The 22,226-nt window shown below is 68.7% G+C and carries 22 protein-coding genes; 16 read left to right on the forward strand and 6 right to left on the reverse strand.

The window, feature by feature from the left end; translation table 11 throughout:
- Window positions 1-92: 92 nt before the first annotated feature.
- From ACIG5A_RS18330 to ACIG5A_RS18340, 3 genes are read left to right on the forward strand one after another with little or no spacing between them, the layout of a single operon-like run.
- Entirely contained in the window at window positions 93-401 is a 309-nt protein-coding gene (locus ACIG5A_RS18330) for a hypothetical protein (RefSeq protein WP_397241384.1), read from the forward strand.
- Window positions 401-2,032: a hypothetical protein gene (locus tag ACIG5A_RS18335; protein ID WP_397241385.1), complete on the forward strand. Its 1,632-nt coding sequence runs from the start codon at window positions 401-403 to the stop codon at window positions 2,030-2,032. The genes ACIG5A_RS18330 and ACIG5A_RS18335 overlap by 1 nt, the downstream gene beginning before the upstream one ends.
- Before the next feature lie 34 nt (window positions 2,033-2,066).
- Complete coding sequence (locus ACIG5A_RS18340; RefSeq protein WP_397241386.1) at window positions 2,067-2,360, forward strand: hypothetical protein; 294 nt, start codon at window positions 2,067-2,069, stop codon at window positions 2,358-2,360.
- Between the two features lie 559 nt (window positions 2,361-2,919).
- Here ACIG5A_RS18340 and ACIG5A_RS18345 read toward each other — a convergent pair.
- Both ACIG5A_RS18345 and ACIG5A_RS18350 read right to left on the reverse strand, forming a co-directional pair.
- A complete protein-coding gene (locus ACIG5A_RS18345; protein WP_397241387.1) occupies window positions 2,920-4,194 on the reverse strand; it encodes an RNA polymerase sigma factor in 1,275 nt (424 codons plus the stop codon).
- 6 nt (window positions 4,195-4,200) lie between these two features.
- Window positions 4,201-4,617, reverse strand: coding sequence for a YciI family protein (locus tag ACIG5A_RS18350; protein ID WP_397241388.1), 417 nt, complete (start codon window positions 4,615-4,617; stop codon window positions 4,201-4,203).
- Between the two features lie 147 nt (window positions 4,618-4,764).
- Between ACIG5A_RS18350 and ACIG5A_RS18355 the strand changes: the two genes are divergently transcribed.
- Window positions 4,765-5,331: a TetR/AcrR family transcriptional regulator gene (locus ACIG5A_RS18355; protein WP_397241389.1), complete on the forward strand. Its 567-nt coding sequence runs from the start codon at window positions 4,765-4,767 to the stop codon at window positions 5,329-5,331.
- On the opposite strand, the gene ACIG5A_RS18360 is transcribed toward ACIG5A_RS18355, so the two are convergent.
- A complete protein-coding gene (locus ACIG5A_RS18360) occupies window positions 5,328-6,185 on the reverse strand; it encodes a dienelactone hydrolase family protein (RefSeq protein WP_397241390.1) in 858 nt (285 codons plus the stop codon). The genes ACIG5A_RS18355 and ACIG5A_RS18360 overlap by 4 nt on opposite strands.
- Before the next feature lie 36 nt (window positions 6,186-6,221).
- Here ACIG5A_RS18360 and glmS point away from each other — a divergent pair, with 36 nt between their 5' ends.
- On the forward strand, window positions 6,222-8,105 hold the full coding sequence (gene glmS / locus ACIG5A_RS18365; protein ID WP_397241391.1) for a glutamine--fructose-6-phosphate transaminase (isomerizing): 1,884 nt from the start codon (window positions 6,222-6,224) through the stop codon (window positions 8,103-8,105).
- 117 nt (window positions 8,106-8,222) lie between these two features.
- Here the strand turns inward: glmS and ACIG5A_RS18370 are convergent, their stop codons facing one another.
- Window positions 8,223-9,410, reverse strand: coding sequence for an MFS transporter (locus ACIG5A_RS18370; RefSeq protein WP_397241392.1), 1,188 nt, complete (start codon window positions 9,408-9,410; stop codon window positions 8,223-8,225).
- Window positions 9,411-9,523: 113 nt separating this feature from the next.
- On the opposite strand from ACIG5A_RS18370, the gene ACIG5A_RS18375 reads away from it, so the two are divergent.
- On the forward strand, window positions 9,524-9,991 hold the full coding sequence (locus tag ACIG5A_RS18375; protein ID WP_397241393.1) for a MarR family winged helix-turn-helix transcriptional regulator: 468 nt from the start codon (window positions 9,524-9,526) through the stop codon (window positions 9,989-9,991).
- Window positions 9,992-10,112: 121 nt separating this feature from the next.
- On the opposite strand, the gene ACIG5A_RS18380 is transcribed toward ACIG5A_RS18375, so the two are convergent.
- On the reverse strand, window positions 10,113-10,343 hold the full coding sequence (locus tag ACIG5A_RS18380; RefSeq protein WP_397241394.1) for a cupredoxin family copper-binding protein: 231 nt from the start codon (window positions 10,341-10,343) through the stop codon (window positions 10,113-10,115).
- Here ACIG5A_RS18380 and ACIG5A_RS18385 point away from each other — a divergent pair.
- The 8 genes from ACIG5A_RS18385 to tsaD all read left to right on the forward strand — a co-directional run bounded on the left by ACIG5A_RS18385 (window position 10,342) and on the right by tsaD (window position 17,854).
- Window positions 10,342-10,599 (forward strand): hypothetical protein, encoded by a 258-nt coding sequence (locus tag ACIG5A_RS18385; RefSeq protein WP_397241395.1) that lies wholly within the window; start codon window positions 10,342-10,344, stop codon window positions 10,597-10,599. The two genes, ACIG5A_RS18380 and ACIG5A_RS18385, sit on opposite strands and share 2 nt — an antisense overlap.
- A 55-nt stretch (window positions 10,600-10,654) precedes the next feature.
- Entirely contained in the window at window positions 10,655-12,115 is a 1,461-nt protein-coding gene (locus ACIG5A_RS18390; RefSeq protein ID WP_397241396.1) for an NAD(P)H-hydrate dehydratase, read from the forward strand.
- A gap of 687 nt (window positions 12,116-12,802) precedes the next feature.
- Entirely contained in the window at window positions 12,803-13,954 is a 1,152-nt protein-coding gene (gene alr / locus ACIG5A_RS18395; protein WP_397241858.1) for an alanine racemase, read from the forward strand.
- Entirely contained in the window at window positions 13,954-15,039 is a 1,086-nt protein-coding gene (locus ACIG5A_RS18400) for an alpha/beta fold hydrolase (RefSeq protein WP_397241397.1), read from the forward strand. The genes alr and ACIG5A_RS18400 overlap by 1 nt, the downstream gene beginning before the upstream one ends.
- A complete protein-coding gene (tsaE, locus tag ACIG5A_RS18405) occupies window positions 15,032-15,478 on the forward strand; it encodes a tRNA (adenosine(37)-N6)-threonylcarbamoyltransferase complex ATPase subunit type 1 TsaE (RefSeq protein ID WP_397241398.1) in 447 nt (148 codons plus the stop codon). Before ACIG5A_RS18400 ends, tsaE begins: the two co-directional genes overlap by 8 nt.
- Window positions 15,479-15,547: 69 nt before the next feature.
- The gene (gene tsaB / locus ACIG5A_RS18410; protein ID WP_397241399.1) at window positions 15,548-16,228 is read left to right on the forward strand and encodes a tRNA (adenosine(37)-N6)-threonylcarbamoyltransferase complex dimerization subunit type 1 TsaB; all 681 of its coding nucleotides are present in this window, start codon (window positions 15,548-15,550) and stop codon (window positions 16,226-16,228) included.
- A gap of 34 nt (window positions 16,229-16,262) precedes the next feature.
- The gene (gene rimI, locus ACIG5A_RS18415; RefSeq protein WP_397241400.1) at window positions 16,263-16,814 is read left to right on the forward strand and encodes a ribosomal protein S18-alanine N-acetyltransferase; all 552 of its coding nucleotides are present in this window, start codon (window positions 16,263-16,265) and stop codon (window positions 16,812-16,814) included.
- Window positions 16,811-17,854, forward strand: a complete 1,044-nt coding sequence (gene tsaD, locus ACIG5A_RS18420; protein ID WP_397241401.1) for a tRNA (adenosine(37)-N6)-threonylcarbamoyltransferase complex transferase subunit TsaD — start codon at window positions 16,811-16,813, stop codon at window positions 17,852-17,854. The genes rimI and tsaD overlap by 4 nt, the downstream gene beginning before the upstream one ends.
- Before the next feature lie 20 nt (window positions 17,855-17,874).
- Here the strand turns inward: tsaD and ACIG5A_RS18425 are convergent, their stop codons facing one another.
- Complete coding sequence (locus tag ACIG5A_RS18425; RefSeq protein ID WP_397241402.1) at window positions 17,875-19,425, reverse strand: Hsp70 family protein; 1,551 nt, start codon at window positions 19,423-19,425, stop codon at window positions 17,875-17,877.
- A 790-nt stretch (window positions 19,426-20,215) separates the two neighbouring features.
- Here ACIG5A_RS18425 and groES point away from each other — a divergent pair.
- Window positions 20,216-20,515 (forward strand): co-chaperone GroES, encoded by a 300-nt coding sequence (gene groES, locus ACIG5A_RS18430; protein WP_397241403.1) that lies wholly within the window; start codon window positions 20,216-20,218, stop codon window positions 20,513-20,515.
- Window positions 20,516-20,607: 92 nt separating this feature from the next.
- Window positions 20,608-22,218 carry a chaperonin GroEL gene (gene groL, locus ACIG5A_RS18435; protein ID WP_397241404.1) on the forward strand — a complete coding sequence of 537 codons (1,611 nt, stop codon included), beginning with the start codon at window positions 20,608-20,610 and terminating at the stop codon, window positions 22,216-22,218.
- The last annotated feature ends 8 nt before the right edge of the window (window positions 22,219-22,226 follow it).

Genomic DNA, 22,226 nt, shown 5'->3' on the forward strand with positions numbered 1-22,226 from the left:
GATGGAACCGCGCGGGGCGCGACCGCGTCGAAGAGAGTATGGGGACACTCGGCGAGCGCGCGTCGGAATCCGAGGATGGAGGGGTGTAGTCGATGAGTGGTGTCACGGTCGATCCGGTCAATTTGCAGAAGCTGGGCGGCAAGTTGCGTAGTTCCGCCGAGAAGCTCGGGAACCAGGCTACGGAGATCGAGAAGGTTGATTTCGGGGCCGTCCAGGCGGGGAGGGAATACGGGCCTCAGGGACAGAAGGTGCACGATGCGCTGGTCCACCTCAGCGCGTGGTTGAAGAACTGGCGGACCGCGGTGGATGTGACGGGGGCGCAGTTCGTCGCGTGCGCCGATGCTTATACGAAGACCGATGACGCGACGGTGCACAGGATCGCCGCGGCGGTGGATTTCTGATGACGTACGGCTACGAGGCGCCCGCGGGCGCATCTGCGAACGAGATGCTCGACGGCGGCGCGAGCGGGTTGCAGTACTTCGAGCACTACCTGCCGAAGTACCAGAAGGTGCATGACGAGCTCGGATTGGGTGCGGGAAAACTGCCCTCCCCTTCGTATCTCTACGCGAAGTACGACCAAGAACGCGATATGGAACTCGCTTCATTGGGGAAATTGCTGGTCGCTCTCATCGGCGCCGATCAGGCAGCGGGCACGGAGTACCAAGCACAGATCTCGCTGAACGGCGCGCTGGCCAAAGTGTGGCCGGAGGGCGAGGCCGCTGACATCGCCAAGGGGAAGCTGGGACAACAGCTCGGCCGGGCCAATGAAGATCTCATCAGCGTCAAGAAGGTTCAAGCGGCGTTGTCCGCGGCGATCGGCGCCCTGCATCAGCTCGTCGCTGGAAAAGCGGCTGTGGTGTCGATCTACTGGCACCCCAAGAATCCGGATATCGACGGCGCGAGCAGGAGCGAAATCGACCTGCGCTTCGGATCGGCGAAGAAGTGGAAGCTGCACCTGGATGAGGGGTTGGCGCTCGACGAGTCGGACAATCACACCTACAAGAAGAGCTATGAGTGGTTCCGGGATGTCTTCTGCCCACATGTCGAGCAGACCGTGGCGGATTTCCTGAGTCTGTGCGAACGGACCAAGACCGACATCACAGGTACCTATGGCGTGCTCGTCGCCGAGCTGAACAAGCTCAGCGACTCGGCATATCCAGGCGATGGCGACCTGCCGCTGCCCGGTCAGCCCGCGAAACCGTCGACCAAGGATCAAGCGCTCGGGACCAATCCCTCGACACCGGGCGTCTCGACACCGGGTGCCTCGACGCCCGGCCCAGAGCCCTCCAGTTCGCCCAGGACGGCTGATCCCGCGAAGACGACTCCGAGCACGGTGCAGACGCCGCCGCCGACGACCACCCCGGCAACGACCACACCGTCGACAACGACCACCTCGTCGGTGGACGGTCTCGCCGCGCTCAGCCAGGTGACAAAGCAGTTGTCGTCCACGGCGAGCAGCCTCAATACCGCACTCACCCAAGGGCTTACGACACTGACCGGCGTCATTAAAGACGGTGTCGACAAATCCATCGAACAGCTGAAGAACACGCTCGACCCGAAACAGGCCGATAAGACCGGCGACCACACGAACGACGCCGACAAGGGCAAGGACGGCAAGCCGCAGGACGCCAAGACGCAGGGCAGCAAGCCGGTGGCCGAATTCGATCTCGCCGGAAAGCATCTCAAGATCGAGGTGGGTGCGGACGGTCAGCCCAAACTGCTGATGTCGGGCGACGACGGTAAGCCACACGAGTTCAAGCTCGCGATCGACCAGCACGGTAATCCCGTGATCAAGATGGACGATCCGAAGGACGTGCCCAAGCCCGATACCGCGCCGGAGAAGCCGAAACCGGCCGACACCACGCACAATCCCGGCCAGCCCGCGAACCAGCCCGGTACCTCGCTGGGCGCACCACCGGCGACCCGCCGCGAGGAGGACGGCCAGCATCGTCCGCAGCCGATGCCGCAGGGCACGCAGCCCGAGAAGCCCTTCGACAGTGGTGCGCAACTCGCCGAGGCGGGACCACTGTGAGAGAACGTGAACCAGCGCAAGGAGATTGCAGGCGATGAGCGGCGCCGACGACATCGAAGCCATCATGGACGCAAACCGTCGCTTCATATCGCAATTGCAGATGGAGACCGAGGAGCGCAGGCAGCGGGAAAGCGAAGAAGGCAAGGAACTTCGCGAGGCCTTCGCGCGCGCCGAAGCCGAAGCCGAAGCCAAGGCCCAGGCGGAAGCCGAAGCCCGCGAAGCGATCGCCCGCTCCATCGCCGCCCGCAAGGCCAACGAGAACGTGGCCCCCATCGACGACGAGGACGAGGAGTCCGCGTACTACCGGCGCAAGAGCTGGCTGATCTGACAACTGGCGCCCCGTCCAAGTGGGTGCGGCACCATCGATCCGGCTAGCTCGTCGAGCGTAGTCAAATGGCCCTGCGACACGCCGTGTCCGAGGGCCATTCGACTGCGCTCGATGCCGGAGCTCCATGATCAACGTTCACTGGTGTAGGTAACGTGCGTGTGGCTGCTACCTCAATGCACGCTGGCCTTGAACCCTGTTGTGTCGCTGCGCGACACGCCGAGAGGGTGGCGAGCGCAGTCGAATGGCGGTGCGACACGCCGTATCCAGCCACCATTTGACTGCGCTCGACGGATCTCGATCACCTTCGAGGCTATCTGGGCGCGGCGCTGGTCGAGTCGGAGAGCATGCACCGCAACGCTGTTCGCGTTCGTTGCCGCACCGCATCGCGGTAGCCGATGATCGCGGCGCCTGGCGGCACATCATCCGCCGGACGCCGGATCGTGTGCGCCGGTTCGGTGTGTGCCTCGCGGTGCGACCGAGGCGGGTGAGTAGTTGCCGCGCACACTGCGGTAGCTGATGTGGGTTGGTAGGGCGCCAGCTCGTCGAGGCGGGTGGCTGATCAGCCGAGGTCGGTGAGCTTGCGGCGCAGGACTGTTTGCTCGCGTTCGTTGCCGCACATGCGGATCGCGCGTTCGAATTCGGTGCGTGCCTCGGCGGTGCGGCCGAGGCGGGTGAGTAGTTCGCCGCGCACGCTCGGGAGCAGGTGTGAGTTGGCCAGGGCCTCGGTGGCCGTCAGCTCGTCCAGGATCGGTAGGGCCGCGGCCGGTCCCATCGCCATGGAGACGGCGACGGCGCGGTTGAGGTCGACCACCGGTGACGGGGCGAGTCGGCCGAGCGCCTCGTAGAGGAGCACGATGCGCTCCCAGTTCGTCGTGTCGACAGTGGGTGCGACGGCATGACATTCGGCGATCGCGGCCTGTAAACCGTAGGCGCCGAGGCCGCGGCCGACCTGTTCCGCGCGGGCGAGCGCGGCCCGTCCTCGGCGGATCGCGGCGCGATCCCAGCGGCGGCGGTCCTGGTGTTCCAGCAGCACCGGTTCGCCGTCGGATCCGGTGCGGGCGGGGAAGCGTGCCGCCGTCAGCTCTAGCAGTGCGAGCAGGCCGTAGACCTCGGGTTCGTTCGGCATCAGCCGGGCCACGATGCGGGTGAGGCGTTGTGCCTCGCTCGCGAGATCGAATCGGATCAGGTCGGCGCCGGAACTGGCCGACGAGCCTTCGGTGAAGATCAGGTAGAGCACGCTGAGCACCGAGCCGAGTCGCTCGGCGCGCTCCTCGGGCGACGGCACCTCGAAGCGCACCCTGGCCGCGCCGAGCGTCTTCTTCGCCCTGGTGATCCTGGCCTGCACGGTCGCGGTCGGGACCAGGAACGCTTTGGCGATCTCGTCGCTGGTCAGGCCGCCGACCACCCGCAACGTGAGCGCCACCCTCGCCTCCCGCGACAGCACGGGATGACAGGAGATGAACATCAGCGCGAGGACGTCGTCATCGATCTGGTCCGGATCCCAGAGCACATCCTCGGCCGGTTCGGCGGGCGCGCTCCCGGCGAAGGCGCCGCCCTCGCCCAGGTCGTGGGCGAGGGCGGTGTACCGCTCGTCGAGGGCCGCGCGCCTGCGGAACGCATCGATCGCGCGGCGCTTGCCGACCGTGAACAGCCATCCGGCGGGGTTGCGCGGCGCGCCGTCGTGCGGCCAGGTCACCAGTGCCTGGGCCAGTGCCTCCTGGGCGAGATCCTCGGCCAGCGCGAAATCGCCGGTGTAGCGCGCGAGCGCGCCGACGATCCGCGCCGACTCGATCCGCCAGACGGCGGCGACGGCCTCACGATCGGTCTCGGTCATCGGCGGTCAGAGCTGGCCCGTGGCCTCGCGCCAGACCCGCTCCTTCTTGATCCACTCGTTGTCCTGGGGAAACTCGTCGATCGTTGTGATCCTGCGGATTTCGGACTTGAGGCCGGGCCCGGTGAACGGCGACCGCTTGGCCCATTCGACGGCCTCCTCCTTCGATGCCACGTTGAGGATGTAGAACCCGCCGAACAGCTCCTTGGTCTCGCCGTACGGACCGTCGGTGACCACGGGCGTCTCGGCGGAGAAGTCGACGACCACGCTCTCGGCCGCGTCCTCGAGTCCCTCCGCCATGAGCAGGACGCCCGCGCGGATCATCTCGTCGTTGTATCTGCCGATGGTTTCGAGCATCTTGTCGAAATCCATGTCCATGTCGCCGTAGGACTCGTCGGTCGCGCGCCAGATCAGCATGTACTTCATGGGTTCGTCTCCCTGGGTTCGCCGGGCCTCTCTCGGACCCTCTCACCTTTAGGTCGAGCGGGGAATGGCTTGGATCGACAACCGGCTCATTGTCCGTGTGGTGGCCAGGTAGCCTGCGAATTACCCATTGCGACACGGAGAACGAGGATGCCGAGCGAGACAAGCCGAAAACTCCGTACCGACGCGGCGCGCAATCGCGACCAGGTGCTGGAGACCGCCACCGCGCTGTTCACCACGCGCGGCGGTGCGGTGCAGATGGCCGATGTGGCGCGCGAGGCGGGCGTCGGGGTCGGCACCGTCTACCGGCACTTCCCGACCCGGCAGGCACTTATCGAGGCCGTCGCCGAGCAGCGCTTCGCCGGAATCCTCGACTATGTTCGCCGGGCCTGCCTACCCAATCCCGATACCAGGCAGGCGGTGGCGGAGTTCCTCATTCATGTCGCCGAGGTGCACGAGCGGGGCCGCGCCCTCTCCGGCGCCATCGAGTCGGTGCTCGGCGATACCGAGCCGCGCGGCGAAATCCGCACGCAGCTGGGCGAACTCGGCGAACAACTCCTCTCCCGTGGCCGCGCCGAAGGAACTATCCGCTCCGACGCCACCGTCGCCGACCTCTACATGCTCGTCGGCGCCGTGGCCACCATCAGCCGCGACGCCATCGGCGACTGGCACCGCTTCATCGACCTGGCCCTCGACGCCCTTCGCCCGCCGGGTTAGCGGCGGAGGAGGGAGGCGAGTTGGCCTACGGAGAGTTTGGGCTTTTCTTCCTCGCGTGGGGCTTCCGGGTCGACGAGGGTGGTGTGCGGGATGACCGCTTCGGGGTCGGCGAAGGGGGCATATGTCTTGTCGCGCAACAGTTTGTTCAGTAGATAGCCGGTGAGCAGCGCGCGGGTGGTGCGCGCGGTCTTCGACTCGTGCTTGCCCGCGCCGAAGGCGGCGAGTGCGCGACGGCCCTCGACGATGCCGTTGTGCGAGGCGGCGTCGATTTCGCGCAGCACCATCGACCCGCCCCAGGCGGCGGCCAGCGGGATGGCGTTGGAGCTGACCGATTCGATATCGGTGCCGCCGGCCAGGATCAGCGCGGGCGTGTCGATATCGGGGGCGATGGCCTCCGCCGACGGCGCGGTCGGCGCGGGGAACAGCGCCGCCACCGCGGCGACCCGACGCTGCCCGGCCGCGATGACGGCCGCGCCCGCACCCATGCCGTGCCCGGCGAGAGCGAGGCGGTCCGGGTGCACGCTGATCTCGCCGTCGCCGAGCCGCACGCCGGTGCAGATGTCGAGGGTGGTGAGCAGATCGGTGGCCAGGTTGAGATGTGACGGAATCGGCCCGCGCTCGGTATCGGGGGCGGCCGCCACAAAACCCCACGATGCGAGGTGCTCGAGTAGCTGCCGATAGTTGGCGGCGCCGGTCAGCCAGCCGTGCCCGAAGGCGACAGCGGGCAGGTTCAGCCCGGATTCGGGCGTATAGACCACCCCGGGCTGACCCGCGATGGCCAGGTTCCCGCGCAGCACCCGATGCGGGCCCCGGCTGGTCAGGGTGCTCAGGAGTGATTTCACAGACGCCGACACGACGTGAACGTTATCCGATAAGTAGTCTGGGGAGCCATGTGCGGAATCGTTGGCTACGTCGGGTACCGGGACGCGCTCGGCGTGGTGGTTGACGCGTTGCGGCGCATGGAATATCGCGGATACGACTCCGCGGGCGTGGCGATCCTGGATGGCAAGGGCGGTTTGGCGGTCGAACGCAAGGCCGGACTGCTACTGAATCTAGAGGCCGAACTCGCGGAAGCGGGCACCGAACGCTTCGTCGGCACCGCGGGTATGGGCCACACGCGCTGGGCCACGCACGGCGCGCCGACCGACCGCAACGCACACCCGCACCGCGACGAGGCGCTGAAAATCGCCGTGGTGCACAACGGCATCATCGAGAACTTCATCCCGCTGCGCCGTGAACTGGAGGACGCGGGCGTCGAGCTGCGCAGCGACACCGATACCGAGGCCGCGGTGCACCTGGTGTCGCGCGCCTATGCGGCCGGGCCGACCGCGGGGGATTTCACCGCGAGCGTGCTCGCCGTGGTTCGCCGGTTGGAGGGCGCGTTCACGCTGGTCTTCACCCACGCCGACCACCCGGACATGATCGTGGCGGCGCGCCGCTCCAGCCCGCTGGTCGTCGGTGTCGGCAAGGGCGAGATGTTCATCGCCTCCGATGTCACCGCGTTCATCGAGCACACCCGCGAGGCCGTCGAGCTCGGGCAGGACCAGGCCGTGGTGATCACCGCCGACAGCTACCGGGTCATCGATTTCGACGGGAACGACGCCGGTGCGCGCACCAGGCCGTTCACCATCGACTGGGATCTGGCCGCCGCCGAAAAGGGTGGCCACGACTACTTCATGCTCAAGGAGATCGAGGAGCAGCCCGCCGCCGTCGCGGACACGCTGATCGGGCATTTCAGCCACGACGAGGACGGCTCCGGCCGGATCGTGCTCGACGAGCAGCGCCTCGCCGATCAGGAACTGCGCGATTTCGACAAGGTGTTCGTCGTCGCGTGCGGCAGTTCGTATCACGCGGGCCTGCTGGCCAAGTACGCGATCGAGCACTGGACCAGGCTGCCCGTCGAGGTGGAGCTGGCCAGCGAATTCCGTTACCGCGACCCGGTTCTGGACCGTTCGACGCTGGTGGTGGCGATCTCGCAGTCGGGCGAGACCGCCGACACGCTCGAGGCGGTGCGGCATGCGAAGGAGCAGAAGGCGCGGGTGCTCGCCATCTGCAACACCAATGGCGCGCAGATCCCGCGCGAGTCGGACGCGGTGCTCTACACCAGGACCGGGCCGGAGATCGGTGTCGCTTCGACCAAGGCGTTCCTCGCCCAGGTGGCCGCGAACTACCTGGTCGGTCTGGCGCTGGCGCAGGCGCGCGGCACCAAGTACCCCGACGAGGTGGCGCGCGAATTCGCCGAGCTCGAGGGCATGCCCAAGCTGGTGGAGCGGGTGCTGGAGACCGGACCGCAGGTGCGGGCGATCGCCAGGCAGCTGGCGCACGAGTCGACGATCCTGTTCCTCGGCCGCCACGTCGGATACCCGGTGGCGCTCGAAGGCGCGCTCAAGCTCAAGGAACTCGCGTACATGCACGCGGAGGGTTTCGCGGCGGGTGAGCTCAAGCACGGTCCGATCGCGCTGATCGAGGACGGGCTGCCGGTGATCGTGGTGATGCCGTCGCCGAAGGGGCGCGCGGTGCTGCACTCCAAGCTGCTGAGCAATATCCGGGAGATCCAGGCCCGCGGCGCGCGCACCATCGTGATCGCCGAGGAGGGCGACGACACGGTGCGCCCGTTCGCCGACGATCTCATCGAGATCCCCTCGGCACCAACCCTGTTCCAGCCGCTGCTGTCCACGGTCCCGCTGCAGATCTTCGCCGCGGAGATCGCCCAGGCCCGCGGCTACGACGTGGACAAGCCGCGCAACCTCGCCAAATCGGTCACCGTCGAATAGTTGTCCGCCGCGGCCAGTGTGGTTGCGGCGCAACAGCTGCACTCCGAGAACATCAGGAACTCAGGTAACGACAAACCCCGGAGTCGTTGGGACTCCGGGGTTTTGGTTTCTTCGGGATCAGGCGGGGACGAGGGGTTCGGTCTGGGTGACGGGCCGACTGGTGGTGTTGCGTTCGAGGGCGCCGGAGATCACCGCCAGCACGACGCTGACGAGAACCAGGCCGAAGCCGACCCAGTTGGGGGAGGTGTAGCCGAAGCCCGCGGCGATGACGACGCCGCCGAGCCACGCGGAGATCGCGTTGCCGAGGTTGAAGGCGCCGATGTTGAGGGCGGACGCCAGGGTCGGCGCACCTGCCGCATGGTCGAGTACCCGCTTCTGTAGCGAGGGGACGGTCGCGAAGCCGAGCGCGCCGATCAGCACGACGGTGATCGCGGCGGCCACCTTGTTGTGTGCGGTGACCGTGAATACGGCGAGCATCACCGCGAGCCCGCTGAGCGAGGCGTAGAGCATCGGCATCGGATGGCGATCGGCGAACTTGCCGCCGATCAGGTTGCCGAGGAAGAACCCGAGGCCGAACAGGACGAGCAGCCAGGTGATCGACGACTCCGCGTAGCCGGTGACCTCGGTCATCATCGGCGCGAGATAGGTGATCGCGGCGAAGACGCCGCCGAAGCCGAGCACGGTCATCGCCATGGCGAGCAGTACCTGCGGGTTGGCCAGCGCGGCGATTTCATTGCGCAGCCTGGCGTTCTGCGGCGCGGGCTGTTCGGGCACCAGCGCGGCGACACCGGCGAAACCGATCAGCCCGACCAGCGCGACGAGCAGGAAGGTGAGCCGCCAGCCGAACTGCTGGCCGAGCAGTGTGCCGAGCGGAACGCCGACGATGGTGGCCACGGCGAGCCCGGTGAACATCATCGAGATGGCGCTTGCGCGCTTGTCGGGGCTCACCAGATTGCCTGCGACGACCGAGCCGATGCCGAAGAATGCGCCGTGCGCCAGCGAGGCGACCACCCGTCCCGTCAGCATGAGCCCGAAAGTGGGTGCGGCAGCGGACAATACGTTGCCCGCGATGAGCAGCAGCAGTGCGCCGAGGAGCATGCGCTTGCGGGACACCCTGGTGCCGAGGCCGGTCATCACCGGTGCGCCCGCCAGCACGCCGAGTGCGTAACCGGTGACCAGCAGGCCCGCGGTGGGGATGGACACCGCGTAGGTGTCGGCAATGTCGGGCAGCAGGCCGACGATGACGAATTCGGTGGTGCCGATCCCGAATGCCCCGAGTGCCAGGGCGAGGAGTGCGAGCGGCATGACGTGAGCCTCCACAAGTTGTTGCGCCTGAGCTTTACAAGCGCCAACAATAATTGCAGACGCGCGCTAATTGCAAGCGCGGGCTATTGCAGACGTCGGCTATCCTGGGAGACATGACTGCGGATGCCGCCCTGACCGGCCTGGCGGATGGCTGGTACGCGCTATCGCTGCTGTACGCGCGCATCGAGGCGCAGATCGAACGCGCCCTGCAAGCGAGCCACGACCTGAGCGTGCGTGAGTACTCGCTGCTGGTCGTGCTCGGCCGCCAGCACGACGGCGTCGGCGGCCACCTGCGGATGAACCAGGTCGCCGACGCGGTCGTGCTGAGCCAGAGCGCCACCACCCGCCTGGTCTCCCGCCTGGAAGACCGCGGCCTGCTCTCCCGCTACCTCTGCCCCGACGATCGCCGCGGCATCTACACCGACGTCACCCCCGCGGGCACGAAACTCCTCGACGCGGCCCGCCCCACCCACGACGCCGCCCTCGCCGGCGCCCTGGGCCAAGCCGCCGCCGACCCCGAACTCGCCCCCCTCGTCGCCGCCGTCGAAGCCCTCAACGCCGCTGCGCACCACCCTGCCTGACCGCGGGGTTCCCACCCTGTGCGCCTCCCTGGCGCGCATCTTTCGCAGCGCCGCGCACTGCATGCACGCGAGATTCGTGCGCGGCAAGGCGGTCGGTGCGCGGGATCGGTCGGTGGGCGGGCTACTGCTCGACGGTGATGGTGCCGCGCATTTCCGGGTGGAGGGAGCAGAGGTAGCGGTAGGCGCCTGCGACGGTGAAGGTGTAGCTCCACTCGCCTTTTTGCTGGATGGGGCTGTTGATGCCCATGGCCTTGTCGCCGATGCCCTGCACGTTGTGGGGGACTTTGTCGCTGAACTTCCAGGTGACGGTGTCGCCGACTTTGACGGTGAGGTCGGCGGGGGAGAACTTCATGTCGCTGACGTTCACGGTGACCGTTGTCGGCTTCGTGTCGCCGGGCGCCTTCGCCGCACTCGAGGCGGCCGCCGATGTCGTCGGCGAGCCGGAGCCGGAATCGCCACTGCCGCACCCGGACAGCACTAGCGCTCCCACCAGCGCGGACACGACGGCGACCTGCAGGGACCTGGTACGGCGATGGGCGATGGGCACGATCGCCAAGCGTAGTCTGCAGTCGTCGCCACCCCGCGCCGCGCTCCGGGCGGCCTCGTAGCCGGGGTCGGCAAATATGCCGGCGATGCTGAACGACTCATGGAGGCGAGTGCGGGATGTCCATGCAGCGGGGCTATTTCACCGCCGATGAGGTGCGGGCCGCGGAGGCCGAGCTGTTCACCAGGGTGCCCGACGGGGTGCCGATGCAGCGGGCCGCGTATGGGCTCGCGACCGTCGTCGCGGCCGAGTTGCGGGCGCGGACCGGTGGAATCGCCGGGCGGGCGGTGACGCTGCTCGTCGGATCCGGTGACAACGGCGGGGATGCGCTGTGGGCCGGTTCGATGCTGCGCCGTCGCGGGGTCGCGGTGACCGCGGTGCTGTTGAACCCGGCGCGCGCGCATGCGAAAGGTCTTGCCGCGCTGCGCAAGACGGGCGGGCGAATCAGCGACGACAGCGGCGCACCGGATGTGGTGATCGACGGCATCGTCGGCATCTCCGGTCGCGGGCCGCTGCGCCCGGCCGCCGCGGAACTCGTTGCGGCGCTCGATGTTCCGATCGTCGCCGCGGACCTGCCCAGCGGTGTCGACCCGGATACCGGCGCCGTCACCGGCCCCGCCGTCCGCGCCGATGTCACGGTGGCGTTCGGCGCCTACAAGCCGGTGCACGTGCTTGCCGCGCCGTACTGCGGGCGAATCGAGTTGGTGCCCATCGGTTTACGCCTACCGGAGCCGAATCTCGCCGCGCTGGAACCCGTCTCGATCGGCGCCGAATGGCCGGTCCCCGGCCCGGCCGACGACAAGTACACCCAGGGGGTGACCGGCATATTCGCGGGCAGCCCCGCCTATCCCGGCGCCGCCGTGCTGTGCGCGGGCGCGGCGGTGGCGGCGACCTCGGGCATGGTCCGCTATGCGGGCGCCGATCCCGGGGACGTACTCGCCAACTTTCCGGAAGTGGTTGCCGCCGAGAGCATCTCGAAGTCGGGCCGCGTGCAGTCCTGGGTCTTCGGCCCCGGCGCGGGCACCGACACCGACGCACGCAATCGGCTCGCCGAAGTCCTCGCCACCAACCTCCCGGTGGTGGTCGACGCCGACGGCCTCACCCTGCTGGCCGCCGACCCCGACCTGGTTCGCGCCCGCACCGCCCCCACCGTCCTCACCCCGCACGCAGGTGAATTCGCCCGCCTCACCGGTCACGAAATCGGCCCCGACCGCGTCGCGGCCGTCCGTGACCTGGCCGAATCCTGGCAGGTCACCGTCCTGCTCAAGGGCCGAGCCACTCTCATCGCCACCCCGGGCCGCCCTGTACTGGTCAACGAAGCAGGCGGTTCCTGGGCCGCGACCGCGGGCGCGGGCGACGTTCTCTCCGGCATCATCGGCGCCCTCCTCGCCGCGGGCCGCGCCCCCGCCTGGTCCGCCGCGGCCGCCGCCCGCGCCCATGCCCTCGCCGCCAACCTCGCCGCCCACGAAACCCACCCCGCCGCCGCCCCCATCTCCGCCTCCCCGCTCCTGCACCACCTCCGCCCGGCCATCCGCACCCTCCGCGCCCTAGCCCCTGACCCCACCTCGCCCATGTGGTGAGTCCCGGCTACGTGCCCGAGCCCGCCATATGTCAATCGACACGGTGACGTGTCCGTCACGGCTCTGATGCTCGCTGCGCCTCGATCCAGCATTTGCGTGCTGGGCCACCGATTTCGATTCCAGAGGAAGTGGCGGACCATCGCTTAGCTCTCGATCCATCAGGAACGGGTGGCTCGCCTGTGCTCGGTGCGAACGATGCCGGGTCTGCATCAGATGACCGACACCTCCGCCCGATCACGGTGTCCACGCGCACCCGCCGAACATGCGTCGACGCTGGAAGGTTCGCCCTGTGTGGTGGATCACTGACATCGGGTGATGCGGCGACTCCGACCATGCCTGCCTCGGCATTCGAGCCCTCCGCGCCGTTGCCCGCAGCGGCGGCTCACGGGTGCGATCGGGTGACTGACTTCGGGTGCGGCAGGCATCGCCAATAGACTCGAACGAAATCCGACGGAACGAACTCGGCCAAAAACACGCGACAACTGATTTCGGGAGCACATGGGTAACTCATCGGGTACGCCCAAAACTCAACCAGGAACGCGACCGCCGGCCGCCGACGCTGACGATCGCGGCACCGAGTCTGGCCTGAAGGCGCGGAGTGGCGGGGGAGCTGACTCATCGGGTACGCCCAAAACTCAACCAGGAACGCGACCGTCGGCCGCTGACGATCGCGGGACCGAGTCCGGCCTGAAGGCGAACAGCGGCGGCACCGAGCTGATTGTCGATCTCGACGCCATCGCGCACAACGTTCGGGTGCTGCGGGAGCACGCCGGGGGCGCCGCGGTGATGGTGGTGTTGAAGGCCGACGGATACAACCACGGCGCGGTCGAGGTGGGCCGGGCAGCGGTGGCGGCGGGGGCCGCGGAGCTCGGGGTGACCACGGTCGGTGAGGCGGTGCGGTTGCGCGCGGCCGGGATCACCGTGCCGATTCTGACCTGGCTCAACAACTCCGACGCCGACTTCGGCGCGGCCATCGCCGCCGATATCGAGATCGGTGTCTCCTCGCTCGATCATCTGCGTGCGGTCGAGGAGGCCGCACGTCGCCTCGGTACGACCGCGACGGTCAGCCTCAAGGTCGATACCGGCCTCAATCGCAACGGCATCGCCCCCGACGAATATCCGGACGTGCTGAAGGTGCTGCGCGATCTGGTCGACGAGCAGGTGGTGCGGTTCCGCGCCGTGTTCTCCCACCTGGCGCACGCCGACGAGCCGGGGCATCCGATGCTCGACGTGCAGCGCGACCGGTTCGTCGAGGCCATCGCGACCGCCGAGGAGCACGGCCTGGAACCGGAGCTGGTGCACCTGGCGAACTCCGCCGCCACGCTCACCCGCCCCGACTTGGCCTTCGATATGGTCCGCCCCGGCGTCGCCGTGTACGGCCTCTCCCCGGTGCCGGAGATCTCCGACTTCGGGTTGCGCCCGGCGATGACCTGGCAGGCGCGGGTCATGCTGGTGAAGCGGGTCGCCGCCGGTGAGGGCGTCTCCTACGGCCACCAGTGGATCGCACCGCACGACACCACCGTCGCGCTCATCCCCGCCGGATACGCCGACGGTGTATTCCGCCCGCTCAGCGGCCGCTTCAGCGTATGGCTCGGTGGCGCGTCGCGCCCGAATGTCGGCCGGGTGTGCATGGATCAGTTCGTCGTCGATCTCGGCGACAACGCGGCGGGCGTCACCGCGGGTGATACCGCGATCCTGTTCGGCGGCGGCCCGAACGAGCCGCACGCCCAGGACTGGGCCGATCTGCTCGACACCATCCACTACGAAATCGTCTGCTCCCCGCGCGGCCGGGTGGTCCGCCGCTATATCGGCGGGGACGAAGCGGCGGGCGACAACTGATGCGGCGGCGGTCACGCGCGGCGGTTCGCGGGGGACTGGCGACCGCGGGCGTGGTCGCCGCGCTGGCAGGCGGGCACGCGCTGCGCCGGATCGGCGCCAGGGTGCTGTGGCCCGCGCGCCGCGACGAATACCGGGACGAGAACTTCGAACTGATCGATGGCGACCGCTCGGGCATCGTCCTCGCCGAGGACGGCGTCGAGCTCGCCACCCGCACGTGCGGGCCCGAGAACGCCCCGGTCACCGTGGTTTTCGTGCACGGCTTCTGCAACACCATGGAGTCCTTCCACTTTCAGCGCCGCGACCTGGAAAAGCGTTGGGGCCCAAAGGTCCGGCTCCTGCTGTTCGATCTGCGCGGCCACGGCCGCTCGGGTGCGCCGAGCACCGAGAGCTGTACCGTCGCTCAGCTGGGGCGCGATCTCGGCGCGGTGATCGAGGCCGCGGCGCCGACCGGGCCGGTGGTGCTCGTCGGTCATTCGCTCGGCGGTATGGCGGTGCTCGCGGCGGCGGCGCAGTTCCCGGAACTGTTCGCGGCGCGGGTGATCGGCATCGGCCTGCTGTCCACCGCCGCGGCGGAGGTCACCTCGGCGGGCCTCACCCAGCTGCTGCGCAGTCCGGCGATCGACGGCTTCCGGGTCGCGGTGCACACCGCGCCGACGCTGGTGCAGGCGAGCCGCGCGGCGTCCAGGCATGTGATCACGCCGATCCTGCATGTCAGCGCCTATCACGGCGCGGTGAGCCCGACGCTGTCCCGGTTCACCACCCTGATGATCGACCGCACACCGGTCGAGACCATCGTGAAATTCCTGAAGGCGTTCGAACTGCACGACGAATCGGCGGCGCTGCCGACGCTGGTGGATACGCCGGTGCTCGTCCTCGGCGGCGTGCATGATTTGGTGATCCCGTTCCGCAATTCCCGTGCGCTGGCCCGCGCACTGCCGAACAGCGAACTCGTCCGGCTCGCCGACGCGGCGCACATGGCGCACCTGCAGTTCCCGGATATCGTCAATGCCGCGCTCGACCGGCTGCTGGTGCGGGCGGGCGCGATCGAATCATCGCAACAGGAATCGGAGGTCGTCGGTGGCTGAGCGCTTTCAGCGAATCCTGCCCACCGTCGCCGACACCGAGGCGCTCGGCCGCGAGCTGGCCTCGGAGTTGGCCGCCGGTGATCTGGTGGTGCTCGACGGTCCGCTCGGCGCGGGCAAGACCGCGCTGACTCGCGGTATCGCCGACGGGCTAGGGGTACAGGGCCGAGTGAGTTCGCCGACATTCATCATCGCCAGGCAGCATCGGGCGGGTGAGGGCGGCCGTGCGGTGCCGCTGGTGCACGTCGACGCCTACCGGCTCAGCGGTGATCTGGACGAGCTGGACGCGCTCGATCTGGACACCGACCTGAATCAGGCTGTGGTGGTGGTGGAATGGGGCCGCGGGGTGGTGGAGCATCTGGCCGATCGGCACCTGCGGGTGATGTTGTCGCGGGAGCCGGACTCCGAGGTGCGCACCGCGATTTGGGAATGGGTGGGCTGACCACCCGTCATTAACTACCAGGTAGCTCCGCACCGGGCGCAGCTACCACCCGGTATCGTTGGGGCAATCATGCTTGTACTAGCTGTCGACACCGCGACACCCGCCGTTACAGCGGGATTGGTGGAACTGGAGCAGGCCACCCCGGCCCAGGTGCGCACCGTCGCCTCCCGGGTGCGGGTCGATCCTCGCGCCCATGCCGAGGTCCTCACCCCGCAGATCCTCGAATGCCTCAGTGAGACAGGTCGTTCCAGGAGCGATATCGCGGCGGTCGTGGTCGGCATCGGCCCAGGCCCGTTCACCGGCCTCCGGGTCGGGATGGCGACGGCCGCGGCATTCGGTGACGCGCTCGGTGTCCCGGTGTACGGCGTCTGCAGCCTCGACGCGATTGCCGCCGACGCGGCGGGCGATCTGAAGGACGGCGCCGAACTGCTCGTGGTCACCGATGCCCGGCGCCGCGAGGTGTACTGGGCGCGCTACCGCGACGGTGTCCGCATCGCCGGACCCGATGTCAGCAAGCCGGGCGAGCTCGATCCCGGCCAGGCCACCGTGATCGCGGGCTCCGCCTCACACGTGGATTTCTTCGATCTGCCGGTGCTGCCGGTGGAGACGCCGTCCCCGGCCGGGCTGGTCGAGATGGCCGCGCCCCAGCTGTTCGCGTTCACCGTTCCGGAACCGCTGGTGCCGCTCTACCTGCGCAGGCCGGATGCGGTGGAGAACAGCTTCCGCACGCTCGACCGGACGGGGGCGTAGTGCGCGAGGGCACCCGCGACGCGGGGGTGCGGTCATGATCCGGATCGAGCCGATGGCCGACACCGATATCGAGCGCTGCGTCGAACTGGAGCAGCTGCTGTTTCCCGAGGACGATCCGTGGCAGGCGGTGGCGTTCCGCTCCGAGCTGGCCGGCCCGCACAACCGCTACATCACCGCCCGCGACGACGACGGGCGCATGATCGGCTACGCCGGTGTCGCGCTGCTCGGTGACGACGAACACCCCGAGGCCGAGGTGCACACCATCGGCGTCGACCCGACCTGTCACCGCGGCGGTATCGGCACGCTGCTGCTGGAGGCGCTGCTCGCGGAGGCGGGCAAGCGCGGCGGGCCGGTATTCCTCGAGGTGCGCACGGACAACACGCCCGCGATCGCGCTCTACGCCAAGCACGGTTTCCACATCATCGGGCTGCGCAAGAACTACTACCAGCCGAGCGGCGCCGACGCCTACACCATGCGCAGGCCGGAGCTGACGGGCTTCCCACTGGTCGGCGACGCGCAAGCCGCCGCGGCTGCCGTCGCTGCCGCCGACTCCAGGCCTCCGGCCGCCAACGAGGTGTTGTCGTGATCATCATGGGTGTCGAAAGCTCCTGCGACGAAACAGGAGTCGGCATCGTCCGGCGCAACCCGGACGGCAGCTGTGAGCTGCTCGCCGACGAGGTCGCCTCCAGCGTCGATCAGCATGCTCGCTTCGGTGGTGTGGTGCCCGAGATCGCCTCCCGCGCACATCTCGAGGCGATCGTGCCCGCGATGCGCCGCGCGCTGGCGGTCGCGAACATCGCCAAGCCCGACGCGCTCGCCGTCACCATCGGCCCCGGCCTGGCCGGGGCGCTGCTGGTCGGCGTCGCGGCCGCGAAAGCCTATGCGGCGGCGTGGGATGTGCCATTCTACGCGCTGAACCATCTCGGCGGGCACGTCGCGGTGGACACGCTCGAGCACGGTCCGATGCCGCCGTGCGTCGCGCTGCTGGTCTCCGGCGGCCATACGCATCTGCTGCACGTCACCGATCTGGCCGAGCCGATCGTCGAATTGGGCAGCACCATCGACGATGCGGCGGGTGAGGCCTTCGACAAGGTGGCCAGGCTGCTCGGCCTCGGCTTTCCCGGCGGTCCCGCGCTCGACGCGGCGGCGCAGGGCGGCGACCCGCGCGCGATCGCGTTCCCACGCGGCATGACCGGACCGCGCGATGCCCGCTACGACTTCTCCTTCTCCGGCCTGAAAACCTCGGTCGCCCGCTACGTCGAGGCGGCGCAGCAGAACGGTTTCACCGCCGAGGATCTGCCGATCTCCGATATCGCGGCCTCCTTCCAGGAGGCCGTCGCCGATGTGCTCACCATGAAGGCGATTCGTGCGGCCCAGGACGTCGGTGTGGACACCCTAGTGCTCGGCGGCGGTGCGACCGCCAACTCGCGCATCCGCTCGATGGCCGAGGAGCGTTGTGCCGCAGCGGGTCTGCGCCTTCGCGTCCCGAAACCCCGCCTGTGCACCGACAACGGCGTCATGATCGCCGCGCTCGGCGCCCACGTCATCGGCGGCGGCGCCTCCCCCTCCGCCCTCACCGTAGCCACCGACCCCGGCCTCGCGGTCTCCACCAGCCAGGTCCGCTGAGCACCTGATGGCGGTGCGGCTCAGTCGGATTGGTTGAGTTGTTCCGGGGGCGCCGCGCTGTTGTTCGAGGAGCCGGTGCGTGGCGGCAGGGGGATGCGGGTGTGGGCGGGGGCCTGGTTGGGGCCGGGAGTCCAGGTGGGGGCGGGGTTTTGGGTGCCGATGTGATCGGAGCCGGAGGAGCCGCCCTGGGCGGGGGCCATCGGCGTGCCGAGCAGCGGGCCGAGGAGGCCGGGCAGCTCGGGGAACGGGATCGGCGGCAGGTTGGGGTCGGGGCGCAGCGTCGGCTGCTGGCCCGCGGTGGTGGTCGGCGCCGGGTTGGTCCTGGTGACCGGCGGCTGCCCGCGATCCTGGGTGACCGAGGGCAGGTTGTTGGTCGGCCTGCTGCCGGTCTCCAGGTTCGGGCTGGTGGCGCCCGCACTGGTCGGCGGCACCACACTCAACGGCGGCGTCGGTAGCCTCGTGCTGCTCGTGGTGCCCGCCGGGGAGATCTGATCGTCGGAGGTGGGCGTGAACGTCTTGACGCCGTAGCCGATGACCAGCCCGACGACCACGATCGCACCGGCCAGCGTGCCGACCACCTTGGTGAACGTGCCGACCGGCGCATCGGCGCTCAGCGCGGCGACCGGGAACACCGAGGGCTGCACCGAATCGGCAACCAGCGCCGCGCCTTTGGCGATGACCGACTCCGGGTCGGGCACGGTGAGCACCGGTACGTCCAGCTGCGTGCCCAGCGTGGTGACCACCGCGGGGATATTGGCGCCGCCGCCGATGACGGTCACCGATTCCGGAAACCTCGGCGCCCTGGCGAATACCGAGGCGGCGAATACCGCGGTCTCGCGCAGCAGGTCGGCGATGAGCTCCTCGAAATCGGCCCTGGTGAGCTTGAGCGGCTGCCCGGCGACATGGTCGATGGTCACCGCGGGCGCGACGGACAGGTGCTCCTTGGCCGCGCGGCCGCGGTTGGTGAGCATGCCCCGGTTGGGTCGAGTGCCGCGGCGGGCGTAGTGCAGGTCGACCAGGTGGTGATAGATCAGATCGTCGATGGCGTTGCCGCTGATCGTGGTGGTGCGCTCGCACCGCAGGACGGTGCCGTCGGCCTGATCGGCCACGGTGACGGTGAGGCCGGACGCGCCGAGGTCGACGACGGCGACCGTGCCGTAGCGGTCGAGCAGGCCGGTGTGGCGCAGGTAGGTGAGTGCGGCGTCGCTCTCGGTGACCAGCTTCAGGTTCTGCTGCTTGCCGGTGGCCAGCCGGATGGCCTGCGCCTGTTCCTTGCTGCGGTAGGCGACGGCGACGCTGGTCGGCGGGCGGTTGGTGATCGGCTCGACGGCGAAGGGCTGCGCACCCGCGTAGCGGGCACCGACCGGATGGACGACATCGTGCGCCTGCGTCGTCGGCAGCTGCGTGGTCATCAGCTCGATGGAGGAGGCCACGAGATCGCCGAGATCGGAGTGGGCGGGGTCGGCGGAGACGACACGGTAGTCGAAGGTCTGTGACCCGGTGGACGCGGTGGCGACCAGCGCCGAGCACACGACCTCGCTCCCGGCCGAGATGCCGAGGGATGTTCGCATGTTCACCTCCCTTCGAGCGGATGGTCCTGGAGTTGCCGACCATCTCGAATGGACTGCCGCACCGCCGCGTGGTTGGCGAGCGATTCGGACTCGGGATCCGGCCGGACCGTCGTCCGGATGGGTCGCGGCGACCGGCCTTGGATCACGTGCTGCTTGCTCTCTGGTGAAGCTGTTCGGTGAAACGGGTGACGCTGTGGTGTTGGTGCGGTGGGGGTGGTGCGGCGGCGCGGCAGAGCTACGACCAGGTGCTGTGGCGCCGGGTGGTTCTACAACGCAGTGGTGCTACAACGCGGTAGTGCTACGACGACGGTGTTCCGTGACGATGCGTGGTCTCCGATGACGCCGGTTCGTGACGAACACGGTGGCCGGACAGCAACCGTCGTCAATACTGTCACAATCCGTTATCCGAACGTTACAGATTTACCGATCTCTTGTGAAGAGGGTGCGCGTTTGCTGCGGCGTGTCAGCGGCCTGTCGGTGCGCGAGTCGAGCGCTGGCGTCAGCAATTAAACCTGGCCGCCTGCGCGGCCGTCCCGGCGGCGGTGGCTTGCGTAACCTCGGAGGGGTCGCCGATCCGATCTCTGGCACACCCACACCTTGAGCGCTGGCACTCTCGTGTATAGAGTGCTAGTGGCACTGTGTACGTGCTTGTGCCAGCGATTCGACTACTGGGCAGGGGTCCCGGCACCCGCGACGACGGGGCTATGCGCAGGGTCAGATCATGACCGAACCGATGGTCAGGGACAACAGTTCCATACGACCGAAATCCCCTGAAAGTGGAGGGCTCAACGTGGCGAGCGTGAACATCAAGCCGCTCGAGGACAAGATCCTCGTCCAGGCCAACGAGGCCGAGACGACGACGGCCTCCGGCCTGGTCATCCCCGACACGGCGAAGGAGAAGCCGCAGGAGGGCACCGTCATCGCCGTCGGCGACGGACGCGTCACCGAGAAGGGTGAGCGCATCCCGGTCGACGTCAAGGAAGGCGACGTCGTCATCTACAGCAAGTACGGCGGCACCGAGATCAAGTACCAGGGCGAGGAGTACCTCATCCTGTCGGCGCGCGACATCCTGGCCGTCGTCACCAAGTAGCCGATCAGGCACATGCGTTCCGCCCCGGTGTCTTTCGTGACCCGGGGCGGAGTGCGTTCGCTGGACTCGCGCTGAATCACAGGAGCAACTACATGCCAAAGCAGATCGCGTTCGACGAGCAGGCTCGTCGCGCGCTGGAGCGCGGTGTCGACAAGCTCGCCGACGCCGTGAAGGTCACCCTCGGCCCGCGCGGCCGCCACGTCGTGCTCGCGAAGGCCTTCGGTGGCCCGACCGTGACCAACGACGGTGTCACCATCGCGCGTGATATCGAGCTGGAAGACCCGTTCGAGAACCTCGGCGCGCAGCTGGTCAAGAGCGTCGCCACCAAGACCAACGATGTCGCGGGCGACGGTACGACCACCGCCACCGTGCTGGCCCAGGCGCTGGTGCGCGGCGGCCTGAAGAACGTCGCGGCGGGCGCCAACCCGATCGTGCTCGGTTCCGGCATCGCCAAGGCCGCCGACGTGGTCTCCGAGGCGCTGCTCGCCGCGGCCACCCCGGTGTCCGGCGAGCAGGCCATCGCCCAGGTCGCCACCGTCTCCTCGCGGGACGAGGAGATCGGTGCGATGGTCGGCAAGGCGCTGACCACCGTCGGCAAGGACGGCGTCGTCACCGTCGAGGAGTCCTCGACGCTGCAGACCGAACTCGTTGTCACCGAGGGCGTTCAGTTCGACAAGGGCTACCTCTCGCCCTACTTCGTCACCGACGGCGACAGCCAGCAGGCCGTGCTGGAGGACGCGTTCATCCTGCTGCACCGCGAGAAGATCAGCTCGCTGCCGGACTTCCTGCCGCTGCTGGAGAAGATCGCCGAGTCCGGCAAGGCCGTGCTGATCATCGCCGAGGATGTCGAGGGCGAGGCGCTGTCCACCCTGGTGGTCAACTCGATCCGCAAGACCATCAAGGCCGTCGCGGTGAAGGCGCCGTTCTTCGGTGACCGTCGCAAGGCGTTCCTGGACGACCTGGCCGTGGTCACCGCGGGCACCGTGATCAACCCGGATCTGGGTATCACGTTGCGCGAGGCGGGCATCGACGTGCTCGGCAAGGCGCGTCGCGTGGTCGTCACCAAGGACGACACCACGATCATCGACGGTGCGGGCACCGCCGAGGACATCGCGGCCCGCGGCGCGCAGCTGCGCCGCGAGATCGAGGCCACCGATTCCGACTGGGACCGGGAGAAGCTCGAGGAGCGGCTGGCGAAGCTGTCCGGCGGCGTCGCGGTGATCAAGGTCGGCGCGGCCACCGAGACGGCGCTCAAGGAGCGCAAGTACCGGGTCGAGGACGCGGTGAGCGCGGCCAAGGCCGCCGTCGACGAGGGCATCGTGCCCGGTGGTGGTACCGCGCTGGTGCAGGCGGCCGCCAAGCTGGTCGAGCTGCGCGACTCGCTGTCCGGCGACGAGGCTGTCGGCGTCGAGGTGGTCCGGCTGGCGCTGCAGGCGCCGCTGTACTGGATCGCCAGCAACGCGGGCCTGGACGGCGCCGTGGTGGTCAGCAAGGTCACCGAGGGCAAGGACGGCTTCAACGCCGCCACCCTCACCTACGGCGATCTGCTCACCGACGGTGTCGTCGACCCGGTCAAGGTGACCCGCTCGGCCGTCGTGAACGCCGCGTCGGTCGCCCGCATGGTGCTCACCACCGAGAGCGCCGTGGTCGACAAGCCGGCCGAGGAGGCCGCCGACCACGGCCACCACGGTCACTCGCACTGAGCGGTCAT

It is taken from the genome of Nocardia sp. NPDC052566 (assembly GCF_044547285.1).
GTDB lineage: Bacteria > Actinomycetota > Actinomycetes > Mycobacteriales > Mycobacteriaceae > Nocardia.